The following is a 21,011-nucleotide window of genomic DNA, read 5'->3' as shown; positions in this document are numbered from 1 at the left end:
ATCGATCAGCTGATGTGGTACGGGTCGCCGTAGACCTTCCAGTCAAGCGGAGTGTTCAGGTCGAAGTTGCCGTTGCGGAGGAAGACGCGCTGCGCGGTGTCGACGCGACTGGTGTCGCTGTGTGCCTCTTCCTGCTTCATAGCCCAGACACGCGCGTCAAGGAAGGCGTTGAGGTAGGTCGTCTCGTTTCCACCCTGCGACGGCGGCTTGGCCGTCCTCAGGGCACGACTCCGGATTCCGCCGAAGCTGGTGGCGTCGCTGCCGGGCCCGTGCATGACGATCGCGTCGTAGTAGCAGAACTGGCCGAGGGTGCGCAGGCCGTCGGACTTCCCCTGGGACACCGCCGGGTTGAAGTAGACGCGGTCACGCTCGTCGTTCTGGCACTGCTGGAAGACGGTGTCCTTGGCGGCAGTCCTCCAGTCCTTGGTGTAGTTCGGGTCCAGGCCGGAGTGCGAGTCACTGCCGTTCACCCGGCGCAGGGCCGGCAGATACTTCTGCAACACGTTGCCCGACTTGCGGTCGGCGTACAGCTGGACCAGCTCGAGCATGTCGCCGGTCCCCGAGCAGAAGCCGATGATGCCGGCGGTGTAGCCGCGGCCGTCGTCGATGTCCTCGATGTACTTGTACTGCGCCTTCCAGTCCAGCGAGGAGTTCTCCGCGCTGCAGACGATCTGCATCGCGATCTCCTTCTTCGCGGGATCGTCGAGGCCGGTCGCGGTGACGCCACCGGTCGCTGCGTCTGCGTGCGGCGCGTAGCGGGTGGCGGCGAGGGCGGTCGCCGGGGCGGCCGCGAGGGTCAGTCCGAGCAGGAGTGTGGTCCTGCGAGTGGGGCGGTTCGGCACGATCTCCTCCGGTGGGCGTCCGAGAGATGAACTGTTAGGAAGCTTTCCTATCAGAGCGAGCTCAGCACGACCAGAGGTGAGAGAGATTCAGAGTGTGAAGGTTCCGTCTCAGGCGAACACGGTGAGGGCGCCCGGGGCGATGGTGATGTCGACCGGGAGCGGCCCGAGCACCTCGCCGTCGCCGTACGCCGTGATGCCGGGCGACTCGAGCCGGACCGAGCGGCCACGGAAGGTCCGCAGCATCGGGTGGCCGACGTGGGTGCCCTTGGACAACTTCGGGAACATCTGCAGCAGCGTGAGCCGGGACACCGGCTGGATGATTGTGACGTCGAGCAGGCCGTCGTCGATGTCGGCGCCGGCGCAGATCTGCAGTCCCCCGCCGTACGTCGGTCCGGTGCCGACCGCGACCAGCATGGCCTTGGTCTCGATCACCTCGCCGTCGACGGTCACGACGTACTCGAGTGGCTTGAACGTGCGGAGCTCCGCCAGGGTTGCGACCGTGTAGCGGGAGTTGCCCTTCGGCCACCTCATCGCGTTGGCACGCCGGTTCACCAGGGAGTCGAAGCCGCCGGCCACGACGGTGGTGATGTACTCGTCCTTCGCCACCGCGAGGTCGACTGTCCGGGTCTTGCCGGCCACGATCAGGTCGGCCGCCGCGGCCGGATCCTTCAGGGGTACGCCGATGCCGCGGGCGAAGTCGTTCCCGGTGCCGGCCGGGATCACGCCGAACGGCATCCCGGACTTGGCCAGCACCTGGGCACCGAGATGAATCGTGCCGTCGCCCCCGATCAATGCGACCGCATCCGCCCCTGACGCGACCACCTCGGCGGAGATCCGGCCGACGTCCTCGGCGCAACTGGTTGCGAAGACGTCGACGGTCAGCCCGGCCGCGGCGAGCCGTTCGCGGACGACCGGAGCTATCCGGGCACCAAGACCCCGACCGGCAGTGGGATTCACTACCAGCGCAACGCGCCTCATCAGTCGGCCAGCAGTTCCTCTGAGTGCCGCGCGCGGCGCTTGTCGTTGAAGCGCGAGATCACCTCGGCGGCGAAGAACAGCAGGCACATCGGGATCGCCAGCAGGCACATCGTGAACGGGTCACCGGACGGTGTCGCGACCGCGGCGAACACGAAGATCACCAGGATGATGTACGGCCGGAACTTGCTGAGCGCCTTGGCGGGCACCACGCCGACCATGTTCAGCAGCACGACGACCAGCGGGATCAGGAACGCGACGCCGAACACCAGCATCGTCCGGATGACGAAGTCCAGGTACGTCGGCAGCTCGATCAGGTTCTGGATGTCCAGCGGCGTGAAGCTGATCAGGATCGCGATGCCCTTCGGCAGCGTCCAGTAGGCCACGGCCATACCGGTGGCGAACAGTGGCGCCGCGATCCCGGAGAAGATGTAGGCCCACTTGCGCTCGTTGCGGTGCAGGCCCGGCGCGACGAACGCCCAGAGCTGGTACAGCCAGACCGGACTGGCGAGCACCAGGCCGAACAGCGCGGAGATCTTGATCCGGAACGTCAGCGCGTCGCCGACGCCCGGGAACGTGAGGATCGGCTCCTTGCCCTGCTCCCGGGCCAGGTCACCGACGCTGGTGTGGAAGGGCTGGGTCAGGAACTTGAACGCTTCGTCGTAGAAGATCCAGCCGAGCACCGTGCACACCACGATCGCGAGCACGCTGATGAGCAACCGGTTGCGAAGCTCGACAATGTGTTCGCGCAGGGTCATCCGACCCTCGTCGTCCTTCGGGCGGCGCTCTTTCTTCTCTTTACGCCGTCCGATCCTCACCATTGACACCGGCGGGTGCTCGGCTCAGTTGGCCGTGTGGGTGGGCGGCAGGCCGTCGCCCTGGCCGTTCACCTGGTTCGGCTGCTGGGCCGGCTGGGCCTGCGGGGCCGCCTGCTGGGTCGGCGCCTGGACCTGCTGGGTGCCTTCGGTGAGCTCCGGCTCCTTCTTCTTGGGGCCGACCTCTTCCTCCCAGATCTTCTTCGACTTGCCGAGCTGCTTCACCAGGGCCGGCAGCTTGGCCGAACCGAACAGCAGCACGACGATCGCGAGGATGACGAGCCACTCTGCGCCTTGGGGCATACCGAGGAGCGGTGCCATGTCGATCTCCCTTTCACAAACTTCTTCTCGTGGCTCAAGCGTGAGAACGTGGGCCGATACTACGCCGGAGCGTGCTCATCCTGGCGGGTCTGTCCAGACCCGGCCGCGGACTGTGCGGCGTCCAGCTTGGACTGGGCGGCGACCAACTCACGCGTCAGCGCCTTGGCCTGGCCCCACACCTTCTTCGCGAGCAGGGCGAGGACCAGAAGCCACACCGCCAGCACCGCGAGGAAGAGCAGGAACCAGTACATACCCAGGAGCCTAGCCGGTCGTCGCCCATCGCCCACGCCCTGCGGGGAGTCTGAGCGGACAACGGTGTCGGAACGTGATGGTAAAACCGTGTGTCTGCGGAGTACGCCGCGTGGCGTGGGGTCGGTAGGTATTCGGTGAGCGAGGGGTTGCGGATGTTTCGGATCGGGGTGGACGAGCGGCGGGCGCGGCTCGGGCGGCGGCATCGGCTCGGGCCGGAGTGCCGGGCGGCGGATCCGGTCGAGGCGGCCGCGGCGCTGGTCGCTTTGCACGCCACCGACCCGGCCACGGTTCACCTGAGTGTGGCGGCGCGGGTTCCGGGGAGTGATGTCGCGGGCACGGAGCGTGCGCTCTACGACGACCGGGTGTTGATCCGGATGCTCGGCATGCGCCGGACGGTGTTCGTCGTACCGACTCCGTTCGCGCCGATCGTGCAGGCGGCGTGCACGGACGACATCGCGGTCAAGCAGCGGAAGTTGCTGGTGAAACACCTCACCGAGGCCGGGGTGGCGGGCGATCCGGAGGCGTCCGGGAAGTGGCTGCGGGCGGTCGAGGAGTCGACGGCGACCGCGCTGGCGTTGCGTGGATCGGCGACCGCGCAGGAGCTGGCCGCGGACGAGCCGCGGCTGCGGACCCGGCTGAGCATGGCCGAAGGCAAGGCGTACGCCGCTCAGCCGTACGTGACGAGCCGGGTGTTGTTCCAGCTGTCGGCCGAGGGACGGATCGTCCGTGGGCGCCCGCTGGGGACGTGGCTGAGCGGTCAGCACCAGTGGTCGCCGGCGGAGGACTGGCTGCCCGACAGGCTCGGTGACAGGCCGACGGCGGACGAGGCACGGATGACGCTGGCGCGGGCGTGGTTGTCGTCGTTCGGCCCGGGTACGGCGGCCGACCTGCAGTGGTGGGCCGGCTGGACGGCCGGCCAGACGAAGAAGGCTCTGACCGCGGTCGAGGCGGTCCCGGTCGACCTGGACGGACAGGTCGGCTATGTGCTGCCGGGTGACGAGGCGCCGGAGGTTCCGACGGAGCCGTGGGTCGCGTTCCTGCCTGCCCTCGACCCGACGCCGATGGGCTGGAAGGACCGTGCTTGGTACCTGGGCGAGCACAAGGCGAAGCTCTTCGACAACACCGGCAACATCGGCCCGACCATCTGGGCGGACGGCCGCATCGTCGGCGGCTGGGGCCAGCCCGAAACCGGCGAGGTCCGCTACCAGTTGCTGGAGGACGTGGGCCGCGAGACCGCAGCCCTGATCGAAGCCGAAGCGGACCGCTGGACCACCTGGCTCGCCGGCGTCCGCGTCACCCCCCGCTTCCGATCCCCGCTGGAGAAACAGCTCAGCAAAAGCTAGTCGTCGTACGCGGAGAGGGCTTCGCGGGCGGTGGCGGCGATCTGGGTGGTCAGGTCGGGTGGGTCCAGGACCGTGGCGGCGCCGCCGAGGCGGAGGACGAGGCGTTGGAGCCAGGCGGTGTCGGCGACGCGGAGCTTGACGATCAGTGAGTTGTCGGGGCCTTCCTCGACGGACTCGTTGGGGTAGTACTCGGCGACCCAACGGGCCGGGGGCGCCAGCCGGACGGTCGCCAGGAGGTCGCGCTCGGACGGCTGGAACATGCCGTTCGACAGATCGCGCGGGGTCGCCTCGGGCGGCGGTTCGCTGGGGAGGTCGAGGAGTTTGACGGCGGCGATGCGGTCCAGGCGGAAGAGCCGGACGTCCTCGGCCAACCGGCACCATGCCTCGAGATAGGTCCGGCCCTCCGACACGACCAGGCGCATCGGGTCCACGTCCCGCTCGGTGGTCTCGTCGCGCGACGGGACGTCGTACGTGAGATGCAGGCGGCGCTGCGCGGCCAGGCCGCGGTTGACCGTCTCGGCGATCTCCGGCGCAGCGGGCTCGACGTGCACGTGGGCTGCCGCGCCCTCGCTGGCCGCCGCGGCCTCCCCCGCGGCACGCTCCAGCTTGCCGATCGCGCGATCGACTGCCTCCCGGTCGTGTCCGGCCGTCACCTCGCGCAGGGTGCGCAGTGCGGTCAAGAGCGCCAGCGCTTCGTCCGCGGCCAGCCGCAGCGGGCGGGCCAGGTAGTCCGCGTTGTTGATGTGGATGACGCCGTCGCCCTCGGCCGCCTCGATGTCGATCTCGATCAGATCGCCCATCTGCGCGCCGGGCAGCCCGCAGAACCACAGCACCTTCAGGTCCGCGATGATCTGCTTCGGCCGTACGCCGAACTCCGCCGCCACGTCGTCGACGCGAGCACCGTCGTTCTCGCGTAGATATGGCACCAGTGCGAGCAACCGCTGCACCTGGTCACGGGCATTACTCATACGCCGGCCACCGTCCGCAGTCGCCAGAGCACGCCGTCAAGCACGTCCCCAGGCCCTTCGACCACGGCATCCGGGCCGTACGACGCGATCTCCTCGGCCAGCACGCCGGAGTCGGCGTACGGGACGTGCAGCAGGTCCCAGCCTTCCTCGTAGGGCTCGATCGCGTTGGCACGGCGGCGCAGGCTCACACAGGACCCGGTGCGGGCCCGGACCTTCGCCTCCGACGTCGGCCGCGGCGGCGCCAGCTCAGACACCAGTGAACGCAGGTCGGTGCCCTCCGGCACGGTGAACGCGGCCGGCGCACCGACCGTCTTCACGTCCCCGCCGATCCGCGACATTCGGAACATCCGCGTGGCCTGACGGTCCCGATCCCGGCCGACGACGTACCAGCGGCCGTGCCAGGACACGATGCCCCAGGGCTCCAAGGTCCGGGTGGTCGGCTCGGACGCGCCACTGCGCAGGTGCTGGAAGCGCACGGCGGTGCGGCTCACCACAGCTGACCAGAGTGGGTCGAAGGCCGGCTCCGACGCACCCACATGCGGCTCGATCGCGCTCAGAGCGGACTGGTCGGTCTGGATCCCGGCAGCCTTCAGCTTCAGCACCGCCGAGGTGGTCGCCTCGGCCAGGCTGGCGTGCTGCCAGACCCGGGCGGCGACGCCCAGTACGGCGGCCTCGTCCGGCTCCAGGTGCACCTCGGGCAGCTCGAACACGTCCCGGCGGATCCGGTAGCCGACCTCGTCGGAGAAGAACTTGTCGATGGTGCCCATCTCGATCGGGATGCCGAGGTCGCGCAGCTCGTCCTTGTCCCGCTCGAACATCTTCTCGAAGGCGTCGTCGGTCTGGCCCGCGTACCCCTCGACCACCTCGCGGATGCGTTCCTTGGTCACATAGGTGCGCGCGACCAGGAGGCAGATGACCACATTGAGCAGTCGCTCACTCTTCCGCGCCGACACCCGACCACCTTACGGCCTTCGAGCGTCAAACCCGCCCTGCCGCACCGAAACCTTCGAACACGGGTTCGACCCGCCGGTAGAGGTCCAGGATCCCGCTAGTGTCGCCCTGTGATTCGGTGGCGCGACGGAGTGGTGCGTGAGATCGGGCGGAGCTGGGCGGGTGCGGTCGAACTGACTGTGATGGTCGGTGCGCAGCCTGTGCGCGCTCTGGCCTATCCAGACCTTGTGGGTACGCCGGTCCCCGGCGACCGGGTGTTGCTGAACGTCGGTGCGCTCGATCGCGGGCTCGGGACGGGCGGGTACGCGCTGGTGGTCGCCGTACCGGACCGGCTGCCGGCCGACCCGCCGGAGCACGGTCACCTGGTCAAGGCGCGGTACACGCCGCTGCAGGCGATGGTGATGGGTGCGGACGAGCAGGACTCGCCGGATCACGAAGTACTGCGGGATGCGGACGACCTGTTCCGTACGCCGGTGGTCGTGGCGGACCTGCACTCCGCACTGCCCGCCGTGCTGGCCGGTGTGTACGAGGCTCGGCCGACAACCCGGGTTGTGTATGTCATGACCGACGGTGGGGCGCTACCACTCGCGTTTTCGCGGACCGTGGCGTCGCTGCGGGACAGTGGCTGGCTGAGCGGGACAGTGACCGTCGGGCAGGCGTACGGCGGGGATCGTGAGGCGGTGACGGTTCACACCGGGCTGTTGACCGCCGTACACGTGTTGTCGGCGGAGCTCGTCGTACTGACGCAGGGCCCGGGCAATCTCGGGACGGGGACTCGCTGGGGGTTCTCGGGTGTGCAGTCGGGTGAGGCGGTCAACGCGGTCGGCACGCTGGGTGGGCGGGCGGTGGCGTCGCTGCGGATCTCGGAGGCTGACCCGCGACCACGGCACCGGGGGATCTCGCACCACAGTCTGACCGCGTACGGCCGGGTCGCGTTGCAGCCGGCGGATGTCGTCGTACCCGATCTGCCGGGCGACTTCGGCGACGCCGTACGGGACGCAGCGGAGCCGCTCAAGGCCAGGCACCGGGTCGTGCGGGTCGGAGTGGACGGGTTGTACGAGGCCATGCGGGCCGCACCGGTGAAGTTGTCCACCATGGGCCGCGACCTCGATGGCGACCGCGCCTACTTCGAAGCCGCCGCCGCGGCCGGCCGGCATGCGGCTGGTCTGGTGGACGTGCCGTGATCATCACCGCGGCGAGCTTCCCGACGCCGGACCTGATCAAGAAGACGAGCAACCCGGCGTTCTGGGACCAGCAGGGCCGGTTCGCCGAGTTCCAGGCCGCCGCCGCGAACCAGTCGCTGGAGTGGCTCGGGCCGCAGCTGGACGCCGCGACGTCGCCGATCGACCGGGCGGCCGCCTTCGTCCAGCTGTACCGCAACCTCGCGGAGTGGCGGTTCCAGCTCGCGCACCGCGACGAGGGCCGGAGCCCGAACTCCGAGCTCGAGCAGTACCGCACGCCGATCGCCGCGAACCAGTCGATGGTCGACAAGTTCGGCCGCGGCCTGCGCAGTGAGGGCGGCCGGGTCAACACCGAGACAGGCGTGATCACCAGCGGCATCACGACGCCGGCGAGCCGGCTGTCGGCCCGGCTCGCGACGATCATCGAGGCGCGGTTCGCGGCCGAGGCGCCGACCAGCGACGTACTGCAGAACCGGGTCAAGGTGCCGAGTGGGGAGATCATCGCCGGGAACCAGTTGATCCGGGGCGGGCTGGCTGCCTCCGCGTCCGGTTTCGAGCGGCCGATCGACGGGTTCTACTGCACGGTGACGGGCGAGCAGCGCGATCGGCATGCGTTGCAGCGTGAGGCATTCAGCATCCTCGCCGATCTCGAAGGAGAGCGGGCAGCAGGGCGGACGGACCTGTTCGCGGATCGCTCCAAGCGGCTGGCGTTCGTGGAAGCGCAGTACTTCCTGTACCAGGGACCGGAGTACGAGCGCGGTGGCGATGCGACGATCCGGACGCTGCTGGTGGCGTCGCATGCCCGGGTGTTCGGGGAGGCCCTGAGGCTGCCGCAGGACATCGACGTGATGGCGTACGCTGCGGGCCAGCAGGCGTTCTACGAGCATGTGGGGCGCACTCAGTCGATCGTGACGGGTGCCTCGACGCCGGTCGCGACCGGGGCGGCGGCTGTGCGGACGCAGGACCGGACCACAGGGCTGGAGCGCGGCTGAGCGGTGGATATAGGTCCACCTGGAGTGTGGTCGCAGTACTCCTGATCCGGACGGCTTCTGCGGCGACGCTGGAAGCATGGCAACCATTGCTCCTGCGGGAGCCCCACTCACCGCTCGCTGGGCCACGTCCCTCTGGCTCGTCGCCGTGGGCGCGGGCGTCGCGGAGACGGTGGTCCAGGTGATGCACGCGTACGGCGACGGTGCCTCGCCGTCGTCGCTCGCGGGTCAGATCGCCGTACGTGCGGTGATCTACGGCGCTCTGTTCGTGGTGATCGACCGCTACTTCCGGCGCGGGGTGCGGTGGTCCCGCTATCTGGTGGCCGGGCTTCTGGGCACGGTCGGGGTCGCGTCATTGGTGTCCGAACCGATCGGCTGGCTGATCCAGAACGGCGACCTCTCCACCGTCGACTGGTCCGCCACCTTCTTCACCATCGCCGTCCTCCGCTGGGTCCACCTCACCGCGGTCCTGACCGCCCTGGCCCTCACCCTTCATCCCCAAACCGCCCGCTGGTTCCACCACTGACACAAGCCGAAGGCCGGTCCCCCCATTCGGGAGACCGGCCCTCAGAACGCTTGTACTACTGGCCCGGCTGCTGCTTCGGGGCCGGGAAGGCGTTCAGGATGTCGATCACGGCGAAGGCGTTGATCGCCTTGCCTGCCTGGTCCTTCGACGGCGGGAGCTCGACCAGGACGCGGCTGCCGATCGGGATGCCGGCGAGACCGTCGAGCGCACCCGTCTGGCCGGACGGGCCGGGGCCTACCTGCAGCTGGTCGGTCGGCGCACCCGGCTGTGCGGGCTGGCCGTTGGCGGCGGGCTGACCGTCCCAGGTGCTGGCCTGCTTCTTGCCGGTGTAGTCGTACACGACGTACCGGCCGATCAGCTGGCTGCCCTTCTCGATCGGCTTGCCCTTGCCGAGCGCGAACACCACCGGCTTGCCCGGCTTCGCCGGCGGCTTGGTGCCGGCCGCGACCGTCACCTTCGGCTCGGCGTTCAGCGGGCCGCTGACGGTGATCTTGGTCGGCGTCGACGGGGGAACCGCGCTCGCGTCCAGCGGGGTGTCGTTGGCGGCCGCACCGACCAGGTCGACGACGAAGATCAGCGTGTCGTCACCCTTGATGCCGGCCTGCTCGTTGCCGGTCGACTTGTAGCCCTTGTCGGACGGGATGGACAGCATCACGCGGCTGCCGATCTTCTTCCCGACCAGGCCCTCGTCCCAACCGGAGATGACCCCGCCGACCCCGATCGGGAACGACGACGGCGCACCGCGGTCGTAGGAGTTGTCGAAGACCTTGCCGTCGCGCCAGATCTGGCCGAGGTAGTTCGCGGTGAGCAGCTCACCCTTCTTGACCTCCGGCCCGTCGCCCTCCTTGAGGACCTCGGTCACCAGCGTCTTGTCCGGGTCACCTTCGCGGTGGGTGACGGTTGGCTTCTGACCGAAGTCCGAGGTCACCTTGACCCCGCCCGCCCCGAAATCGGACTTACCATCGGAGCCGCAGGCAACCAGGGACGCCCCCAGCGCCGCAACCGCGACCAGACTCAACAACTTGCGCACGAAACCAGCACCTCGATACATCCCGACGCGCTCCGCGCCGCTCGACTCAGGGGCAACAACGCCGCCCACCCTAGCCTGCACGTCCAACCGTGCCACCGGCCGCCCGAGTCACCGTTGCATCACACCACGTACAGTCACAGCGCTCAGAAGCCGACTGCGTTGTGCGGTGCACGGTCCGGTCGCAACAGAGCGTCCAGCAGGGCTACACCCCCGGTGCGGTGTTCGCCGATCCGCCCGGCGTGGGCCAACTCACTCGCGCGGACCCCACCGAGGTACAGCGAACCCAATTCGTTAACGCTCAGGCTGATGTCTGCCGACTCCTCAGCCGGCGAGCAGGTAGCTCCCTCCGGCGAGGCATCCAGCCGCCAGCGCCCGGCGTTCCACCCGCACAGGTCGTCCGACACATCCAGGATCAGCGAACCACTGGCGGCGTACGTGCGAGCCTCCAGTGCTTCTCGTACGTCGAGGATCCGCAGCCAGAGGTTGTCACGCGTCCGCGTGAGCTTCAGCGCCCTGGGGTTGGTCAGCATCCAGCGCAGTGGTTCGTCGACCGGGCGCCTGGCAGCGACAACCCGCTTGGTGAGGTCGAAGTCGAGCAGTAGTCCCCACAACGCCCGGTAGGCATCCAAGGTGAGCGCTTCAAACGCCTCGACCTGCAGTACGCCGACCTGCTCAGGGTCCGGCGACCACGGCAGCCGGAACAACGCCGCACCATCGACATCACCACTGGGGTCCCGATGCACGAGGTGATGCGCCGGTCCGGAGCCGTCCGGTGGCAGACCACCCGTCGCGAGGCCGTCCCACTTGCCGGGCAGCGGACTGATCTCCCCCACTCGCACAGCCCGCACCTGCTCGTGCAAGACCGGCCAAACGCCGGCGGCGACCGAACCGTCCACCAGCTCGAGTGAACCCGGGTCAGCGAAGGCCGCACGGAAGTCGGCGTCGGTACGACGTACCTCCCACCGGTGCTGGAATGTCGCCGGAGCGAACCCGTACCGGCCGTAGATCGTGCCCTCACTCGCACTCAGCCCGGCCAGAAACTCACCACGCTGCCGGCAGTCGTCCAGCATCGCGGTCATGATCTTCCGCAACAGCCCGCGTCGCCGGTATGTCGGCAGCACCGCGGTGGATGTGACACCGCCGAGCGGAACCTGGCGCCCACCGGGCAGCGTGACCTGGACCGACACGATCGCCGACCCGCCGGCGATCTTGCCGTCCACGAACGCGGCCTGTGGCCGGAACCAGTCGCTCTGCGCCTCCTCGACGTACTGGTCCAGCATTTCCTCGGTCGCGGGGACCTGCGGTGGCCAGGCAGCGTGACCGGCGTACCAGGCGGATGGTTCGGGCTCCTCCTGGGGCAGGCCGTTCACGTAGGGCAGGACGCGTAGGTACTCCCTGGTCTCGGCCGGGGTGACCGGCCGGATCTCGATCGCCATGCGGATGTTCTACGCCGCGGCCGCCGACCGGACACGTGATTTAGCCGACGACTACATGCTGGCGATGAGCTTCTCCACGCGCTCGTCGTGCGCGCACCTCTCACCCCTACATGCTGGCGATGAGTTTTTCCACGCGCTCGTCGTGCGACTTGAACGGGTCCTTGCACAGCACGGTCCGCTGGGCCTGGTCGTTCAGCTTCAGGTGCACCCAGTCGACGGTGAAGTCGCGGCGGCGCTCCTGCGCGCGCTTGATGAACTCACCGCGCAGCCGGGCCCGCGTGGTCTGCGGCGGCACCGACTTGGCCTCGAAGACCCGCAGGTCGTCGACCACCCGGGTCACCGCGCCCTTGCGCTCGAGCAGGTAGTAGAGGCCGCGCGGCCGGTGGATGTCGTGGTACGCCAGGTCGAGTTGCGCGACCCGCGGACTGGCCAGGCCGAGGTTGTTCTGCGACCGGTAGCGCTCGATCAGCCGGTACTTGATCACCCAGTCGATCTCACGCTCGATCCCGGACAGGTCGCCGGACTCGATCGCCTTCAGCGTCCGCTCCCACAGCGACAGCGCCCGCTCGACCGCAGGCGTCCCGAGCTCGCGGCGGTCGACGAAGTCGCGCGCCTTGTTCAGGTACTCGCCCTGGATGTCGAGGGCGCTGGCTTCGCGCCCGTTCGCCAGCCGGACCTCGCGGCGGCCGGTCATGTCGTGGCTGATCTCGCGGATCGCGCGGATCGGGTTGTCCAGGGTGAGGTCGCGCATCACGATGCCGGCCTCGATCATCCGCAGGACGAGATCCGTGCTGGCCACCTTCAGCAGCATCGTGGTCTCGGACATGTTCGAGTCACCGACGATCACGTGCAGCCGGCGGAACCGCTCGGCGTCCGCGTGCGGCTCGTCGCGGGTGTTGATGATCGGGCGGGACCGGGTGGTCGCGCTGGAGACGCCCTCCCAGATGTGCTCGGCACGCTGGGACACGGAGTAGACCGCGCCGCGGGGCGTCTGCAGCACCTTGCCGGCGCCGCAGATCAGCTGCCGGGTGACCAGGAACGGGATCAGCACGTCGGCGAGCTTGGCGAAGTCGCCGTGCCGGCTGACCAGGTAGTTCTCGTGGCAGCCGTAGCTGTTGCCGGCCGAGTCGGTGTTGTTCTTGAACAGGTAGACGTCGCCGAAGATGCCCTCGTCGTGCAGCCGCTTCTGCGCGTCGACCAGCAGACCCTCGAGGATCCGCTCACCGGCCTTGTCGTGCGCGATCAGGTCGGTGACCGAGTCGCACTCACCGGTCGCGTACTCCGGATGGGAGCCCACGTCGAGGTAGAGCCGGGCCCCGTTGCGGAGGAAGACATTGCTGCTCCGCCCCCAGGACACAACCCGCCGAAACAGGTACCGCGCCACCTCATCGGGGGTCAGTCGGCGCTGACCGCGAAAGGTACAGGTGACGCCGTACTCGTTCTCCAGACCGAAGATTCGCCGGTTCACATCACCCACACTACGGCGCTGCTCCGACAACCGGGACAAGTCTCAGGCGCGCCGTACCCCGGTGTTACCCCATTGATGCGACCGGAGGCGCCAAACCTCGGGCGTTCGAGCCCTAACCTTTCGCCTGTGATCGGCATCGAGCTGCATATGTTGACGAAGAAGATGCGCACCGCGGGAGCACTGCTCGGAGCAGGCTTGCTGACGGCCTCGCTGCTGCCCGGACCGGCGCAGGCCGGCGCGGTGCTCGCCTCCGCGGCCTGTTCGCTCAGCCTCGGCGCAGTGACGGTCCCGGGCGATCACAAGTTCCAGAAGATCACCGCGACCTCGCCGGTCACGACGACGCAGCCGACCGTCGGCCCGAAGGGCCTCTTCCCGGTCGACCAGGTCCGGCTCGCGAGTGCAGTCGGCCTGGAACCGGACCCGCCGGCCGGCCTGCGGCGAAGCGGCTACGTCACCATCGTCAACGATCTGTACGGGTTCGACTACGTGATCGACCAGACCACCGGTGAGCTCGACCCCGCCTCGAACAAGCGATGGAGGGTCGGCGGCGGCTGGACTCCGGAGTTCACGTACTTCGAGGAGTCGAGGTACTCCGGACGCACCAACACGTATGCGCTGCGCGGCGGCGTCATCAGCCGGTGGACCGTGGACCAGCACGTGTGGCGCAACAAGGCGACGTACACCGGGTACTCCGCGGTGAAGACGATGGCTCTGATCAGCCAGACCCGGACGTACGACACGTTCCTGGCCAACACGCGCGGGGGTGCGCTCTACACGATCCGGATCCCGCTGTCCGGCGCACCGGTCGTGAAGCAGGTCCGCGCGTCGACCTGGCAGGCCTTCGACACGCTCATCGCCGAGAGGTGTGGCAACCAGAGCACTCTGCTGCTCGGCATCGACAAGGACACCCGGACGGCCTACCTGTACGCCGTCGGCCACGCCAGCGGCACGGCAACAGTCATCAAGGGCCTGGGCCAAGCAGGCAGCACATTCGCCGCCTTCTCCGACAAGACCTACTTCCGCTACTACGCCGGCGGCTCAGAAGCCCCACCGCTGTACGGCGACTGAGCTGGTCGGCCTGGGCTGGTCGGCCTGGGCTGGTCGGCCTGGGCTGGTCGGCCCGGGCTGGTCGGACCGGGCTAGAGGTCGACGATGTCGAGGAGTTGGCCTAGTTCTTTGGGGTCCAGGGGGCGGAGCTCGCCGGTGTGGAGGTTGCCGCGGCGGACCGGGCCGATGGCGGTGCGGGTGAGCCGTTTGACCGGGTGCCCGATGGCGTCGAACATGCGGCGGACGATCCGGTTGCGGCCCTCGTGCAGGGTGATCTGGATGAGGGTGCGGCCGCGGATGCTGGAGATGACCTTGACCGTGTCGGCTTGGGCCGGGCCGTCGTCGAGTTGCACACCGTCGAGGAGTCTGCGGAGCACCCCGGGCTTGACGTTGCCTTCGACTTCGGCGACGTACGTCTTGGAGACCTCGTACGACGGGTGGGCGAGGCGGTGGGCGAATTCGCCGTGGTTGGTGAGTAGCAGCAGGCCTTCGGTGTCGGTGTCGAGGCGGCCGATGTGGAACAAGCGCTCCGGGCGATCCTGCACGTAGTCCGCGATGCACGGACGGCCTTCTGGGTCCGACATCGTGGTGACCACGCCGCGCGGCTTGTTCAGTACGAGGTAGACGTGAGCGCTGACCGGCGGGATCCGCTCCCCGTCCACCCGGATGACCGAAACCTCAGGATCCACCCGCACCCCGAACTCGGTCACCACCACCCCGTCCACCTCAACCCGCCCCTGCTCGATCAGCAGCTCGGCATTCCGGCGACTAGCCACCCCCGCCTGAGCCAAAACCTTCTGCAACCGAATCCCGGTGTCATCCCCCATCCCGCACACCCAACTCCGCCGCCGCACGCCCGACCGACTCGTCCTCGCCCGACGGCTCGGCTCCGTAGGCGGGCTCATCCACGACATCCACCGACGTCGGCTCAGCCTCGCCCACCGAGCCCGCTCCGTCGGTGAGCTCGTTCACGTCGTCCACCGACCTCACATCGGCGGTGGACTCGTCAGCGCCCGACGACGACACCATCGCGTCAGCCGGCTCGATCTCATCACCAGTCTCTGCGTAGCCCGGCTGGTCCTCGAGGCCGACCGGCTCGGTGGCGCTCAGATCCCCGTCGATGCCGGTCTCTTCGTCCTCGGCTGGATTCGGCTCGGCCTGGCCGGCTGGCTCCGCGTCGGCGGCGAGCTGATCCACCGACGACTCCACCCGATCGTCGGCGGCCGACTCGATCTCATAGCCGTTCTCGGCGTGGCCCGGCTCGTCCTCGGGGCCGGCCTGCGCGGTGGCGCTCAGATCCCCATCGATGCCCGCACCTGCGTCGTCGGCTGGCTCAGCCTCATCGGCTGGCTCGGCCTCGCCGGCTGGCTCCGCGTCGGCGGCGAGCTGATCCACCGACGACTCCACCCGATCGTCGGCGGCCGACTCGAGCTCATGGCCGATCTCGGCGTGGCCCGGCTCGTCCTCGGGGCCGATCGGCTCGGTGACGCTCAGATCGCCGTCGATGCCCGCCTCTGCGTCGTGGGTCGGCGTCGGCTCAGCTTCGTCGGGGTCGGTCGGCTCGGTGGTGAGATCGCCGTCGATGCCGGGGTTCGGGTTGGCCAGGTCGTCCGCAGCAGGTTCGTCGGCGGACGGCGTACCGGACTCACGCGCCGTAGCGGACTCCTCTGCGGCAGCTTGGTCGGCGGACGGCGTACTCGGGTTGTCGGCTTCGGATGGAGAGGCTTCGGGGGTGGGTGGGAGGGTTTGGGCGGCTAGTTCGTCCTCGATGTCGTCCATGTCGGGGAGGTAGGGGGCCAGCTCGGGGAGGTCGTCGAGGGACTGCATGCCCATGCGTTCCAGGAAGTACGAGGTGGTGCGGTAGAGGGTTGCCTGGGACTCGGTGTCGGCGCCGGCTTCTTCTACCAGGCCTCGGGCTATGAGGGTTCGGACGACGCCGTCCACGTTCACGCCGCGGATGGCAGAGACGCGGGCGCGGCTGACCGGTTGCTTGTACGCGACCACGGCGAGGGTTTCGAGGGCGGCTTGGGTCAGGCGTGCCTGTTGGCCGTCCAGGACGAAGCGCTCGACGTACGGCGCTGCCTCGACGCGGGTGTAGTAGCGCCAACCGCCACCCACCTCACGCAGGTCGAATCCTCGGCCCTGCTCGGTGTACTCCTCGGCCAGAGTCGCCAGCGCCGCCGACACATCTCCCGTCGGGCGGCCGACCGCGCGGGCCAGCGTCAGCACGGGCAGCGGCTCGTCCGTCACCATCAGGATCGCCTCGAGCGCCCGGCGCATGGTGTCGTCGTCGATCACCACCTCGTCGCCGACCGGCACCTCCGTCTGCCCCGGCAGCAGGTAGTCCTCATCCCCCACCACGTCGTCAGCCAGTACGTCGTCAGCCGGTACGTCGTCAGCCGGCACGACGTCATCCGGTACGCCGTCACCTGGCACCACGTCAGCCGCTACAACGTCACCTCTTAGGTCTTCACCTCGTACGTCCTCACCCCGTACGACGTCGTCCGCGGAGGCCGACGTGTTGTCGCCGGAGTTGGTGGGCGTGGACTCGGGGCCGGTGTCCTCGGCAGACGGGGCGGCGTGGTTCGTGGGACTGGCCTCGGGGTGTGCACCCACGGCCTGCGCGGTGGGGCTTGCGTCCGCGGGCTCGGGGGCGGTGTCCTCGGCGGACGCGTCGGCGTGGTCCGTGGGACTGGCCTCGGGGTGTGCATCCGCTGCGTGCGTGGTTGGGCTTGCGTCCTGGGGGGCGGTGGCGGGTGCTGGGTCTGCAGCCGGGTCGGTGGGGGTTGTAGCGGGTTCGGCGGCCAAGGTCTCCAAGGGGAGGGGCTTGGGGGGGTCGGTGGGGGTTGGTTCGGTCACTGGTTTGCCGTCTCGGTTGGTTCTTGGGTCGGCTGGGGGGCGGGTTCGTCTTCTTCGGTGCGGGGTTCGCCGGGTTCCAGGAAGGGGGTTTCGTCGGAGACCACGGGGGCCTCGCCGTCTTCGGGCTCGGGCTTGGTTTCCTCGTCGAACTCGTCGGAGACGTCGATCTCGCCCTCGTCGGTGCCTGTCCAGCGGATGGTCAGTTCGCCCAACGGCGTCACCTGGTCGAAGATGACCGCCGATTCGCGGAAGAGTTCCAGCAAGGCAAGGAAGCGGCACACCGTCGTCACGGTGTCCGGCGAATCGGCCACCAGCGCGCGGAACGTCGTACTGCGTTGGCGTCGCAGCCGGTCCACGATCACCACGGCCTGTTCGCGGACCGTCACCGTCGGCGCGTGCAGGTGGGCGAGTGACACACCTTCGGGTACGTCGGTCTTCGGCGCCAGCGCACGTGCTGCCAGCGCGGCCAGTCCGGCCGGGTCGATCCCGAGCAGCACCTCCGGCAGCAACTCCGCGAACCGCGGCTCCATCCCGACGGCCCGCGGGAAGCGCCGGGCCTCCAGCGCCATCCGCTCCTGCGCCAGCGCCGCGATCTGCTTGAAGGCGCGGTACTGCAGCAGCCGCGCGAACAACAGATCCCGCGCCTCCAGCAGCGCGAGGTCCTCGTCGTCCTCGACCTCGCCCTTCGGCAGCAGCCGAGCGGCCTTGAGGTCCAGCAAGGTCGCCGCGATCAGCAGGAACTCCGACGTCTGGTCCAGGTCCCACTGCGGCCCGAGGGCCTTGATGTGGGCGATGAAGTCGTCGGTGATCACCGACAGCGCGATCTCGGTGATGTCGAGCTTGTGCTTGCTGATCAGCTGCAGGAGCAGGTCGAACGGCCCCTCGAAGTTGACCAGGTGAACGCTGAACCCCTTGCCCTCAGCAACAGTGGACCCACCGTCGGTGGCGGGCAGGTCCAAGGGCAGCGAGTCCGAGGACACGGTCACTCCGGGCCCTTGAGCTCCGCGGCCTTGAGCCGCCGTACCAGCACCGAGTCCGGCCCGTGGTCGACGAAGTCGGCCAGCAGGACGTCGATCGCCTCGCGGACGATCCGGCCGCGGTCGGCCATCAACCCGTGCTCGGCACGCAGCGCGAGTCTGGTCTGTTCCAGGCCGAGCAGCTCCTCCTCCGTCACGTACACGGTGATCTTCGTGTCGTGCCGGACCCGACCGCTGGACTTGCGGTCGTCGACGACGGCTGTGCGCGCGCGGACTCCGCCCGGCGCCGGGCCGTCAGTGGTGGTGCGCTTCTCGGGTCTGGTCTGCTTCGGTGCCGCACCCCCGAAGAGTTCACTGGCACCTGGCAGGCTCACCCGGCGGGACAACGCGCCAGCACCTCCTTGGCAAGGTCGCGGTACTGGGTAGCCGCTTGGGACGAGGGGGCGTACGTCGTGATCGGTTCGCCGACGACCGTGGTCTCGGGGAACTTGACGGTACGCCGGATGACAGTGTGGAACACGCGCTCGTCGAAGGCCTGGACGACCCGGTCGAGCACCTCGCGGGCGTGCGTCGTACGCCCGTCGAACATGGTCCCGAGGATGCCGACGATCTCCAGCTTCGGGTTCAGCCGGTCCTGCACCTTGCCGATCGTGTCGGTCAGCATGGCCAGCCCGCGGAGCGCGAAGAACTCACACTCCAGCGGTACGACGATGCCGTTCGACGCGGTCAGGGCGTTCACGGTGAGCAGGCCGAGCGACGGCGCGCAGTCGATCAAGATCACGTCGTAGTTCGGGACGATCGGCTCGAGCACCCGCTGCAGGGTGTACTCGCGGGCGACCTCCTGGACCAGCTGCACCTCGGCCGCGGACAGGTCGATGTTGGCCGGGAGCAGATCGAGGTTCTCCACCCGGGTCGGACGGATCACCTCGTCCGGGGTGATGTCGCGCTGCATCAGCAGGTTGTAGACCGACAGCTCCAGGTCGTGCGGCTGCACGCCGAGGCCGATCGAGGCCGAGCCCTGCGGGTCGAAGTCGATCAGCAGCACCTTGCGACCGGTCTCGGCGATCGCCGCGCCGAGGTTGATCGTGGTGGTGGTCTTGCCGACGCCACCCTTCTGGTTGCACATCGCAATCACCTGCGCCGGCCCGGTCTTCGTCGGCCGCTGCGGCATCGGCAGGTCGGGCACCGGCCGGCCGGTCGGTCCGATCTTGTTCCTCGGACCGTGCGCGTCATTCACAGGTGCGATGTCCTCCGCGGTGAGCTTGGCCGTCGGCCTCGGCATCTCCGCATAGTTGTCGGGTGGGGTCAGGTTCCGCTGCGGCTGCGCCGGGCGCGGAGAGGTGGTGCTGTTCGGTTGTGCCTCGTTCGGTTGCACTGCTGCCGGTTGCGCTGGTGCCGGTTGCGCTGGTGCCGGTTGCGCTGGTGCCGGTTGCGCTGGTGCCGGTTGCGTCGGAGCCGCGTGCCTGCCTGCCGGCGGCTCGTGGCCGTAAGACGTGGACTGATACGGCGCAGCGCCCGCCTGAGCGACCGTCGGCGCTATCGGTCGGGCCGGGGTCGGCAGGTGCTCGGTGCCCGGGAATGTCGACTCGTTCATGACTCGTCAAACCTTTCAACCGATACGGGCGATCCCAGCGACTGTAAGCGTGCATTCAAGCACTCTCAACCAGCCACTCCGCACCGGGGTGGGGCTGTTTGTCGACAAAGCTCCGGACCCGGCCGATCACCGCGTCCGGATGACCAACCGTAGTCAGATGATCGCACACCGTCCCCGGATCGGCCGCACCGGGTCTACCCTTTCACGAGCCGCTCGTACGACCCGAACCACACCAGCACGCCCCACGCCACCACGGCCAGCGACCACGCCGGCACCAGATCCCCGAGTACGCCGGCCAGCACGGCGACGACCGTACTCGGGAGGACCCAGCCGAGGTACCACTTCAGTGCGGCCCGCCCGGCCAGGCCGGCGAACACACTGGCCAGCAGGTACAGCGCCAGCCCTCCGAAGATGTACCACCGGTCTGTGGTCTGCAGGTGCTCCGTCGCGCCCGGAATCAGCGCACCCAGACCTGATGCGATCGCCACGATCGCTGCGGTCACGCCCAGGTGCGCCGGCAACGCCTGCCAAGGCTCGAGCGGTTTCCTGAGGCGCGGCGCCAGAGTGAACCCGTACTCCGTCGTCAGCCGCCAGAACTTCACCAGCAGCAGGAACGCGGCCAGCGACGAGACGATCACGGCCGGCGTCCACGCGATGTCCGTGTTCGCGGCGACCACCTGGGCCAGCGCCTCACCGAGCACGATGATGACGAACAACCCGAGCCGCTCGGCGAGATGCCCGCGCTCGACCTGGGCGACCGAGATCAGCGTCGGCGACGCGTCGGGCAACCGGTCCGGCGAGACCCCGCGCTGGATCATCGCGGCGAGCCGATGGGCGGTCCGCCGGTTCCGCTCGTCCTGCCGGCGCCGCGCCTGCTCGGTCATCCGCGCGATCATCCGCGGGTTGACCGCGCCGAGCATCGAGAACGTGAGGTCGGCGGCGATCGCGACCCCCCACAGCCAGTAGTCGATCGGCGGCGGCACGAACAACGAGACAACCCAAGGAGTCGCCGTCACAGTCTGCGTCGCCGGCCAGAAGGCGATCACCTGCCCGTCCCGCGCGGCCGAGCCGGCCGCGACCGCCCGGCACGCCAGGAACGCGATGACGAACGCCGCCGTCCGGCCTCCGGGTACGTCGTGCTCACCAGGAAGGAGCTCCGGCCACACTCCCGGCACCGCCGCGGCCATAATCGCGATGCCGAGCATGGTCCGCAGTACGGCGCGTTGCCGGGTCCGCTCCCCCGCGACGTTCGCATAGATGCTGGTGGTCGTCCAGACACTCCAGATCGCGTAGAACATCGCGGCACAGGCGGCTATCTGCCCGACACTCTCGGCACCTTGGAGCCGATGCGCGATCTCCGCGGCCCCTGCGACCACGGTCAGGTCGAAGAACAGCTCCAACCAGCTCGCGTGCCGCTCCCCCGCTTCATCGGCCACG

The 21,011-nt window shown here is 68.9% G+C and carries 21 protein-coding genes; 5 read left to right on the top strand and 16 right to left on the bottom strand.

Annotated features, from left to right (window positions below; genetic code table 11):
- Positions 1-5: 5 nt before the first annotated feature.
- The 5 genes from OG876_RS24850 to OG876_RS24830 all read right to left on the bottom strand — a co-directional run bounded on the left by OG876_RS24850 (position 6) and on the right by OG876_RS24830 (position 3,204).
- The gene (locus OG876_RS24850) at positions 6-842 is read right to left on the bottom strand and encodes a chitosanase (protein WP_328519030.1); all 837 of its coding nucleotides are present in this window, start codon (positions 840-842) and stop codon (positions 6-8) included.
- Positions 843-950: 108 nt separating this feature from the next.
- On the bottom strand, positions 951-1,820 hold the full coding sequence (locus OG876_RS24845) for a diacylglycerol/lipid kinase family protein (RefSeq protein ID WP_328519029.1): 870 nt from the start codon (positions 1,818-1,820) through the stop codon (positions 951-953).
- Positions 1,820-2,575: a twin-arginine translocase subunit TatC gene (tatC, locus tag OG876_RS24840; RefSeq protein ID WP_328519028.1), complete on the bottom strand. Its 756-nt coding sequence runs from the start codon at positions 2,573-2,575 to the stop codon at positions 1,820-1,822. Before tatC ends, OG876_RS24845 begins: the two co-directional genes overlap by 1 nt.
- 84 nt (positions 2,576-2,659) lie before the next feature.
- Entirely contained in the window at positions 2,660-2,953 is a 294-nt protein-coding gene (locus OG876_RS24835) for a twin-arginine translocase TatA/TatE family subunit (protein ID WP_328519027.1), read from the bottom strand.
- Between the two features lie 59 nt (positions 2,954-3,012).
- Positions 3,013-3,204 (bottom strand): hypothetical protein, encoded by a 192-nt coding sequence (locus OG876_RS24830; protein ID WP_328519026.1) that lies wholly within the window; start codon positions 3,202-3,204, stop codon positions 3,013-3,015.
- A gap of 153 nt (positions 3,205-3,357) precedes the next feature.
- On the opposite strand from OG876_RS24830, the gene OG876_RS24825 reads away from it, so the two are divergent.
- Positions 3,358-4,548: a winged helix DNA-binding domain-containing protein gene (locus OG876_RS24825; protein WP_328519025.1), complete on the top strand. Its 1,191-nt coding sequence runs from the start codon at positions 3,358-3,360 to the stop codon at positions 4,546-4,548.
- On the opposite strand, the gene OG876_RS24820 is transcribed toward OG876_RS24825, so the two are convergent.
- Both OG876_RS24820 and OG876_RS24815 read right to left on the bottom strand, forming a co-directional pair.
- The gene (locus OG876_RS24820; protein WP_328519024.1) at positions 4,545-5,516 is read right to left on the bottom strand and encodes a helix-turn-helix transcriptional regulator; all 972 of its coding nucleotides are present in this window, start codon (positions 5,514-5,516) and stop codon (positions 4,545-4,547) included. The genes OG876_RS24825 and OG876_RS24820 overlap by 4 nt on opposite strands.
- The gene (locus tag OG876_RS24815; RefSeq protein WP_328519023.1) at positions 5,513-6,469 is read right to left on the bottom strand and encodes a helix-turn-helix transcriptional regulator; all 957 of its coding nucleotides are present in this window, start codon (positions 6,467-6,469) and stop codon (positions 5,513-5,515) included. The genes OG876_RS24820 and OG876_RS24815 overlap by 4 nt, the downstream gene beginning before the upstream one ends.
- Positions 6,470-6,577: 108 nt before the next feature.
- Here OG876_RS24815 and OG876_RS24810 point away from each other — a divergent pair, with 108 nt between their 5' ends.
- From OG876_RS24810 to OG876_RS24800, 3 genes are all read left to right on the top strand, one after another.
- Complete coding sequence (locus OG876_RS24810) at positions 6,578-7,651, top strand: DUF3866 family protein (RefSeq protein ID WP_328519022.1); 1,074 nt, start codon at positions 6,578-6,580, stop codon at positions 7,649-7,651.
- Positions 7,648-8,640, top strand: a complete 993-nt coding sequence (locus tag OG876_RS24805; RefSeq protein ID WP_328519021.1) for a hypothetical protein — start codon at positions 7,648-7,650, stop codon at positions 8,638-8,640. The genes OG876_RS24810 and OG876_RS24805 overlap by 4 nt, the downstream gene beginning before the upstream one ends.
- Positions 8,641-8,716: 76 nt before the next feature.
- Complete coding sequence (locus OG876_RS24800) at positions 8,717-9,163, top strand: hypothetical protein (RefSeq protein WP_328519020.1); 447 nt, start codon at positions 8,717-8,719, stop codon at positions 9,161-9,163.
- A 55-nt stretch (positions 9,164-9,218) separates the two neighbouring features.
- Here the strand turns inward: OG876_RS24800 and OG876_RS24795 are convergent, their stop codons facing one another.
- The 3 genes from OG876_RS24795 to pafA form a co-directional block, all read right to left on the bottom strand.
- Positions 9,219-10,193 carry an FKBP-type peptidyl-prolyl cis-trans isomerase gene (locus OG876_RS24795; protein ID WP_328519019.1) on the bottom strand — a complete coding sequence of 325 codons (975 nt, stop codon included), beginning with the start codon at positions 10,191-10,193 and terminating at the stop codon, positions 9,219-9,221.
- Positions 10,194-10,336: 143 nt separating this feature from the next.
- Entirely contained in the window at positions 10,337-11,629 is a 1,293-nt protein-coding gene (locus OG876_RS24790; protein WP_328519018.1) for a GNAT family N-acetyltransferase, read from the bottom strand.
- Positions 11,630-11,735: 106 nt separating this feature from the next.
- Positions 11,736-13,097, bottom strand: a complete 1,362-nt coding sequence (gene pafA / locus OG876_RS24785; RefSeq protein WP_328519017.1) for a Pup--protein ligase — start codon at positions 13,095-13,097, stop codon at positions 11,736-11,738.
- Positions 13,098-13,223: 126 nt separating this feature from the next.
- On the opposite strand from pafA, the gene OG876_RS24780 reads away from it, so the two are divergent.
- A complete protein-coding gene (locus tag OG876_RS24780; protein ID WP_328519016.1) occupies positions 13,224-14,165 on the top strand; it encodes a hypothetical protein in 942 nt (313 codons plus the stop codon).
- Positions 14,166-14,236: 71 nt separating this feature from the next.
- On the opposite strand, the gene OG876_RS24775 is transcribed toward OG876_RS24780, so the two are convergent.
- The 6 genes from OG876_RS24775 to OG876_RS24750 form a co-directional block, all read right to left on the bottom strand.
- A complete protein-coding gene (locus OG876_RS24775; protein ID WP_328519015.1) occupies positions 14,237-14,971 on the bottom strand; it encodes a pseudouridine synthase in 735 nt (244 codons plus the stop codon).
- Positions 14,961-16,760: an SMC-Scp complex subunit ScpB gene (gene scpB, locus OG876_RS24770; RefSeq protein ID WP_328519014.1), complete on the bottom strand. Its 1,800-nt coding sequence runs from the start codon at positions 16,758-16,760 to the stop codon at positions 14,961-14,963. The genes OG876_RS24775 and scpB overlap by 11 nt, the downstream gene beginning before the upstream one ends.
- 239 nt (positions 16,761-16,999) lie before the next feature.
- Positions 17,000-17,983: a segregation and condensation protein A gene (locus tag OG876_RS24765; RefSeq protein WP_442914190.1), complete on the bottom strand. Its 984-nt coding sequence runs from the start codon at positions 17,981-17,983 to the stop codon at positions 17,000-17,002.
- A 2-nt stretch (positions 17,984-17,985) separates the two neighbouring features.
- Complete coding sequence (locus tag OG876_RS24760; RefSeq protein WP_328519013.1) at positions 17,986-18,366, bottom strand: hypothetical protein; 381 nt, start codon at positions 18,364-18,366, stop codon at positions 17,986-17,988.
- The gene (locus OG876_RS24755; protein WP_328519012.1) at positions 18,351-19,262 is read right to left on the bottom strand and encodes a ParA family protein; all 912 of its coding nucleotides are present in this window, start codon (positions 19,260-19,262) and stop codon (positions 18,351-18,353) included. Before OG876_RS24755 ends, OG876_RS24760 begins: the two co-directional genes overlap by 16 nt.
- Before the next feature lie 506 nt (positions 19,263-19,768).
- Positions 19,769-21,010, bottom strand: coding sequence for a low temperature requirement protein A (locus OG876_RS24750; RefSeq protein WP_328519011.1), 1,242 nt, complete (start codon positions 21,008-21,010; stop codon positions 19,769-19,771).
- Position 21,011: the final 1 nt, after the last annotated feature.

Source organism: Kribbella sp. NBC_00359 (genome assembly GCF_036097425.1).
In the GTDB taxonomy this organism is placed as follows: Bacteria; Actinomycetota; Actinomycetes; order Propionibacteriales; family Kribbellaceae; genus Kribbella.
This window is presented reverse-complemented; position numbering and strand designations above follow the sequence as displayed.

Excerpts from the sequence above, each read along its gene's own strand:
- OG876_RS24845 (WP_328519029.1), bottom strand. The coding sequence starts at position 1,820 with ATGAGGCGCGTTGCGCTGGTAGTGAATCCCACTGCCGGTCGGGGTCTT.
- tatC (WP_328519028.1), bottom strand. The coding sequence starts at position 2,575 with ATGACCCTGCGCGAACACATTGTCGAGCTTCGCAACCGGTTGCTCATC.
- OG876_RS24835 (WP_328519027.1), bottom strand. The coding sequence starts at position 2,953 with ATGGCACCGCTCCTCGGTATGCCCCAAGGCGCAGAGTGGCTCGTCATC.
- OG876_RS24830 (WP_328519026.1), bottom strand. The coding sequence starts at position 3,204 with ATGTACTGGTTCCTGCTCTTCCTCGCGGTGCTGGCGGTGTGGCTTCTG.
- OG876_RS24825 (WP_328519025.1), top strand. The coding sequence starts at position 3,358 with ATGTTTCGGATCGGGGTGGACGAGCGGCGGGCGCGGCTCGGGCGGCGG.
- OG876_RS24820 (WP_328519024.1), bottom strand. The coding sequence starts at position 5,516 with ATGAGTAATGCCCGTGACCAGGTGCAGCGGTTGCTCGCACTGGTGCCA.
- OG876_RS24800 (WP_328519020.1), top strand. The coding sequence starts at position 8,717 with ATGGCAACCATTGCTCCTGCGGGAGCCCCACTCACCGCTCGCTGGGCC.
- OG876_RS24790 (WP_328519018.1), bottom strand. The coding sequence starts at position 11,629 with ATGGCGATCGAGATCCGGCCGGTCACCCCGGCCGAGACCAGGGAGTAC.
- OG876_RS24775 (WP_328519015.1), bottom strand. The coding sequence starts at position 14,971 with ATGGGGGATGACACCGGGATTCGGTTGCAGAAGGTTTTGGCTCAGGCG.
- OG876_RS24755 (WP_328519012.1), bottom strand. The coding sequence starts at position 19,262 with ATGCCGAGGCCGACGGCCAAGCTCACCGCGGAGGACATCGCACCTGTG.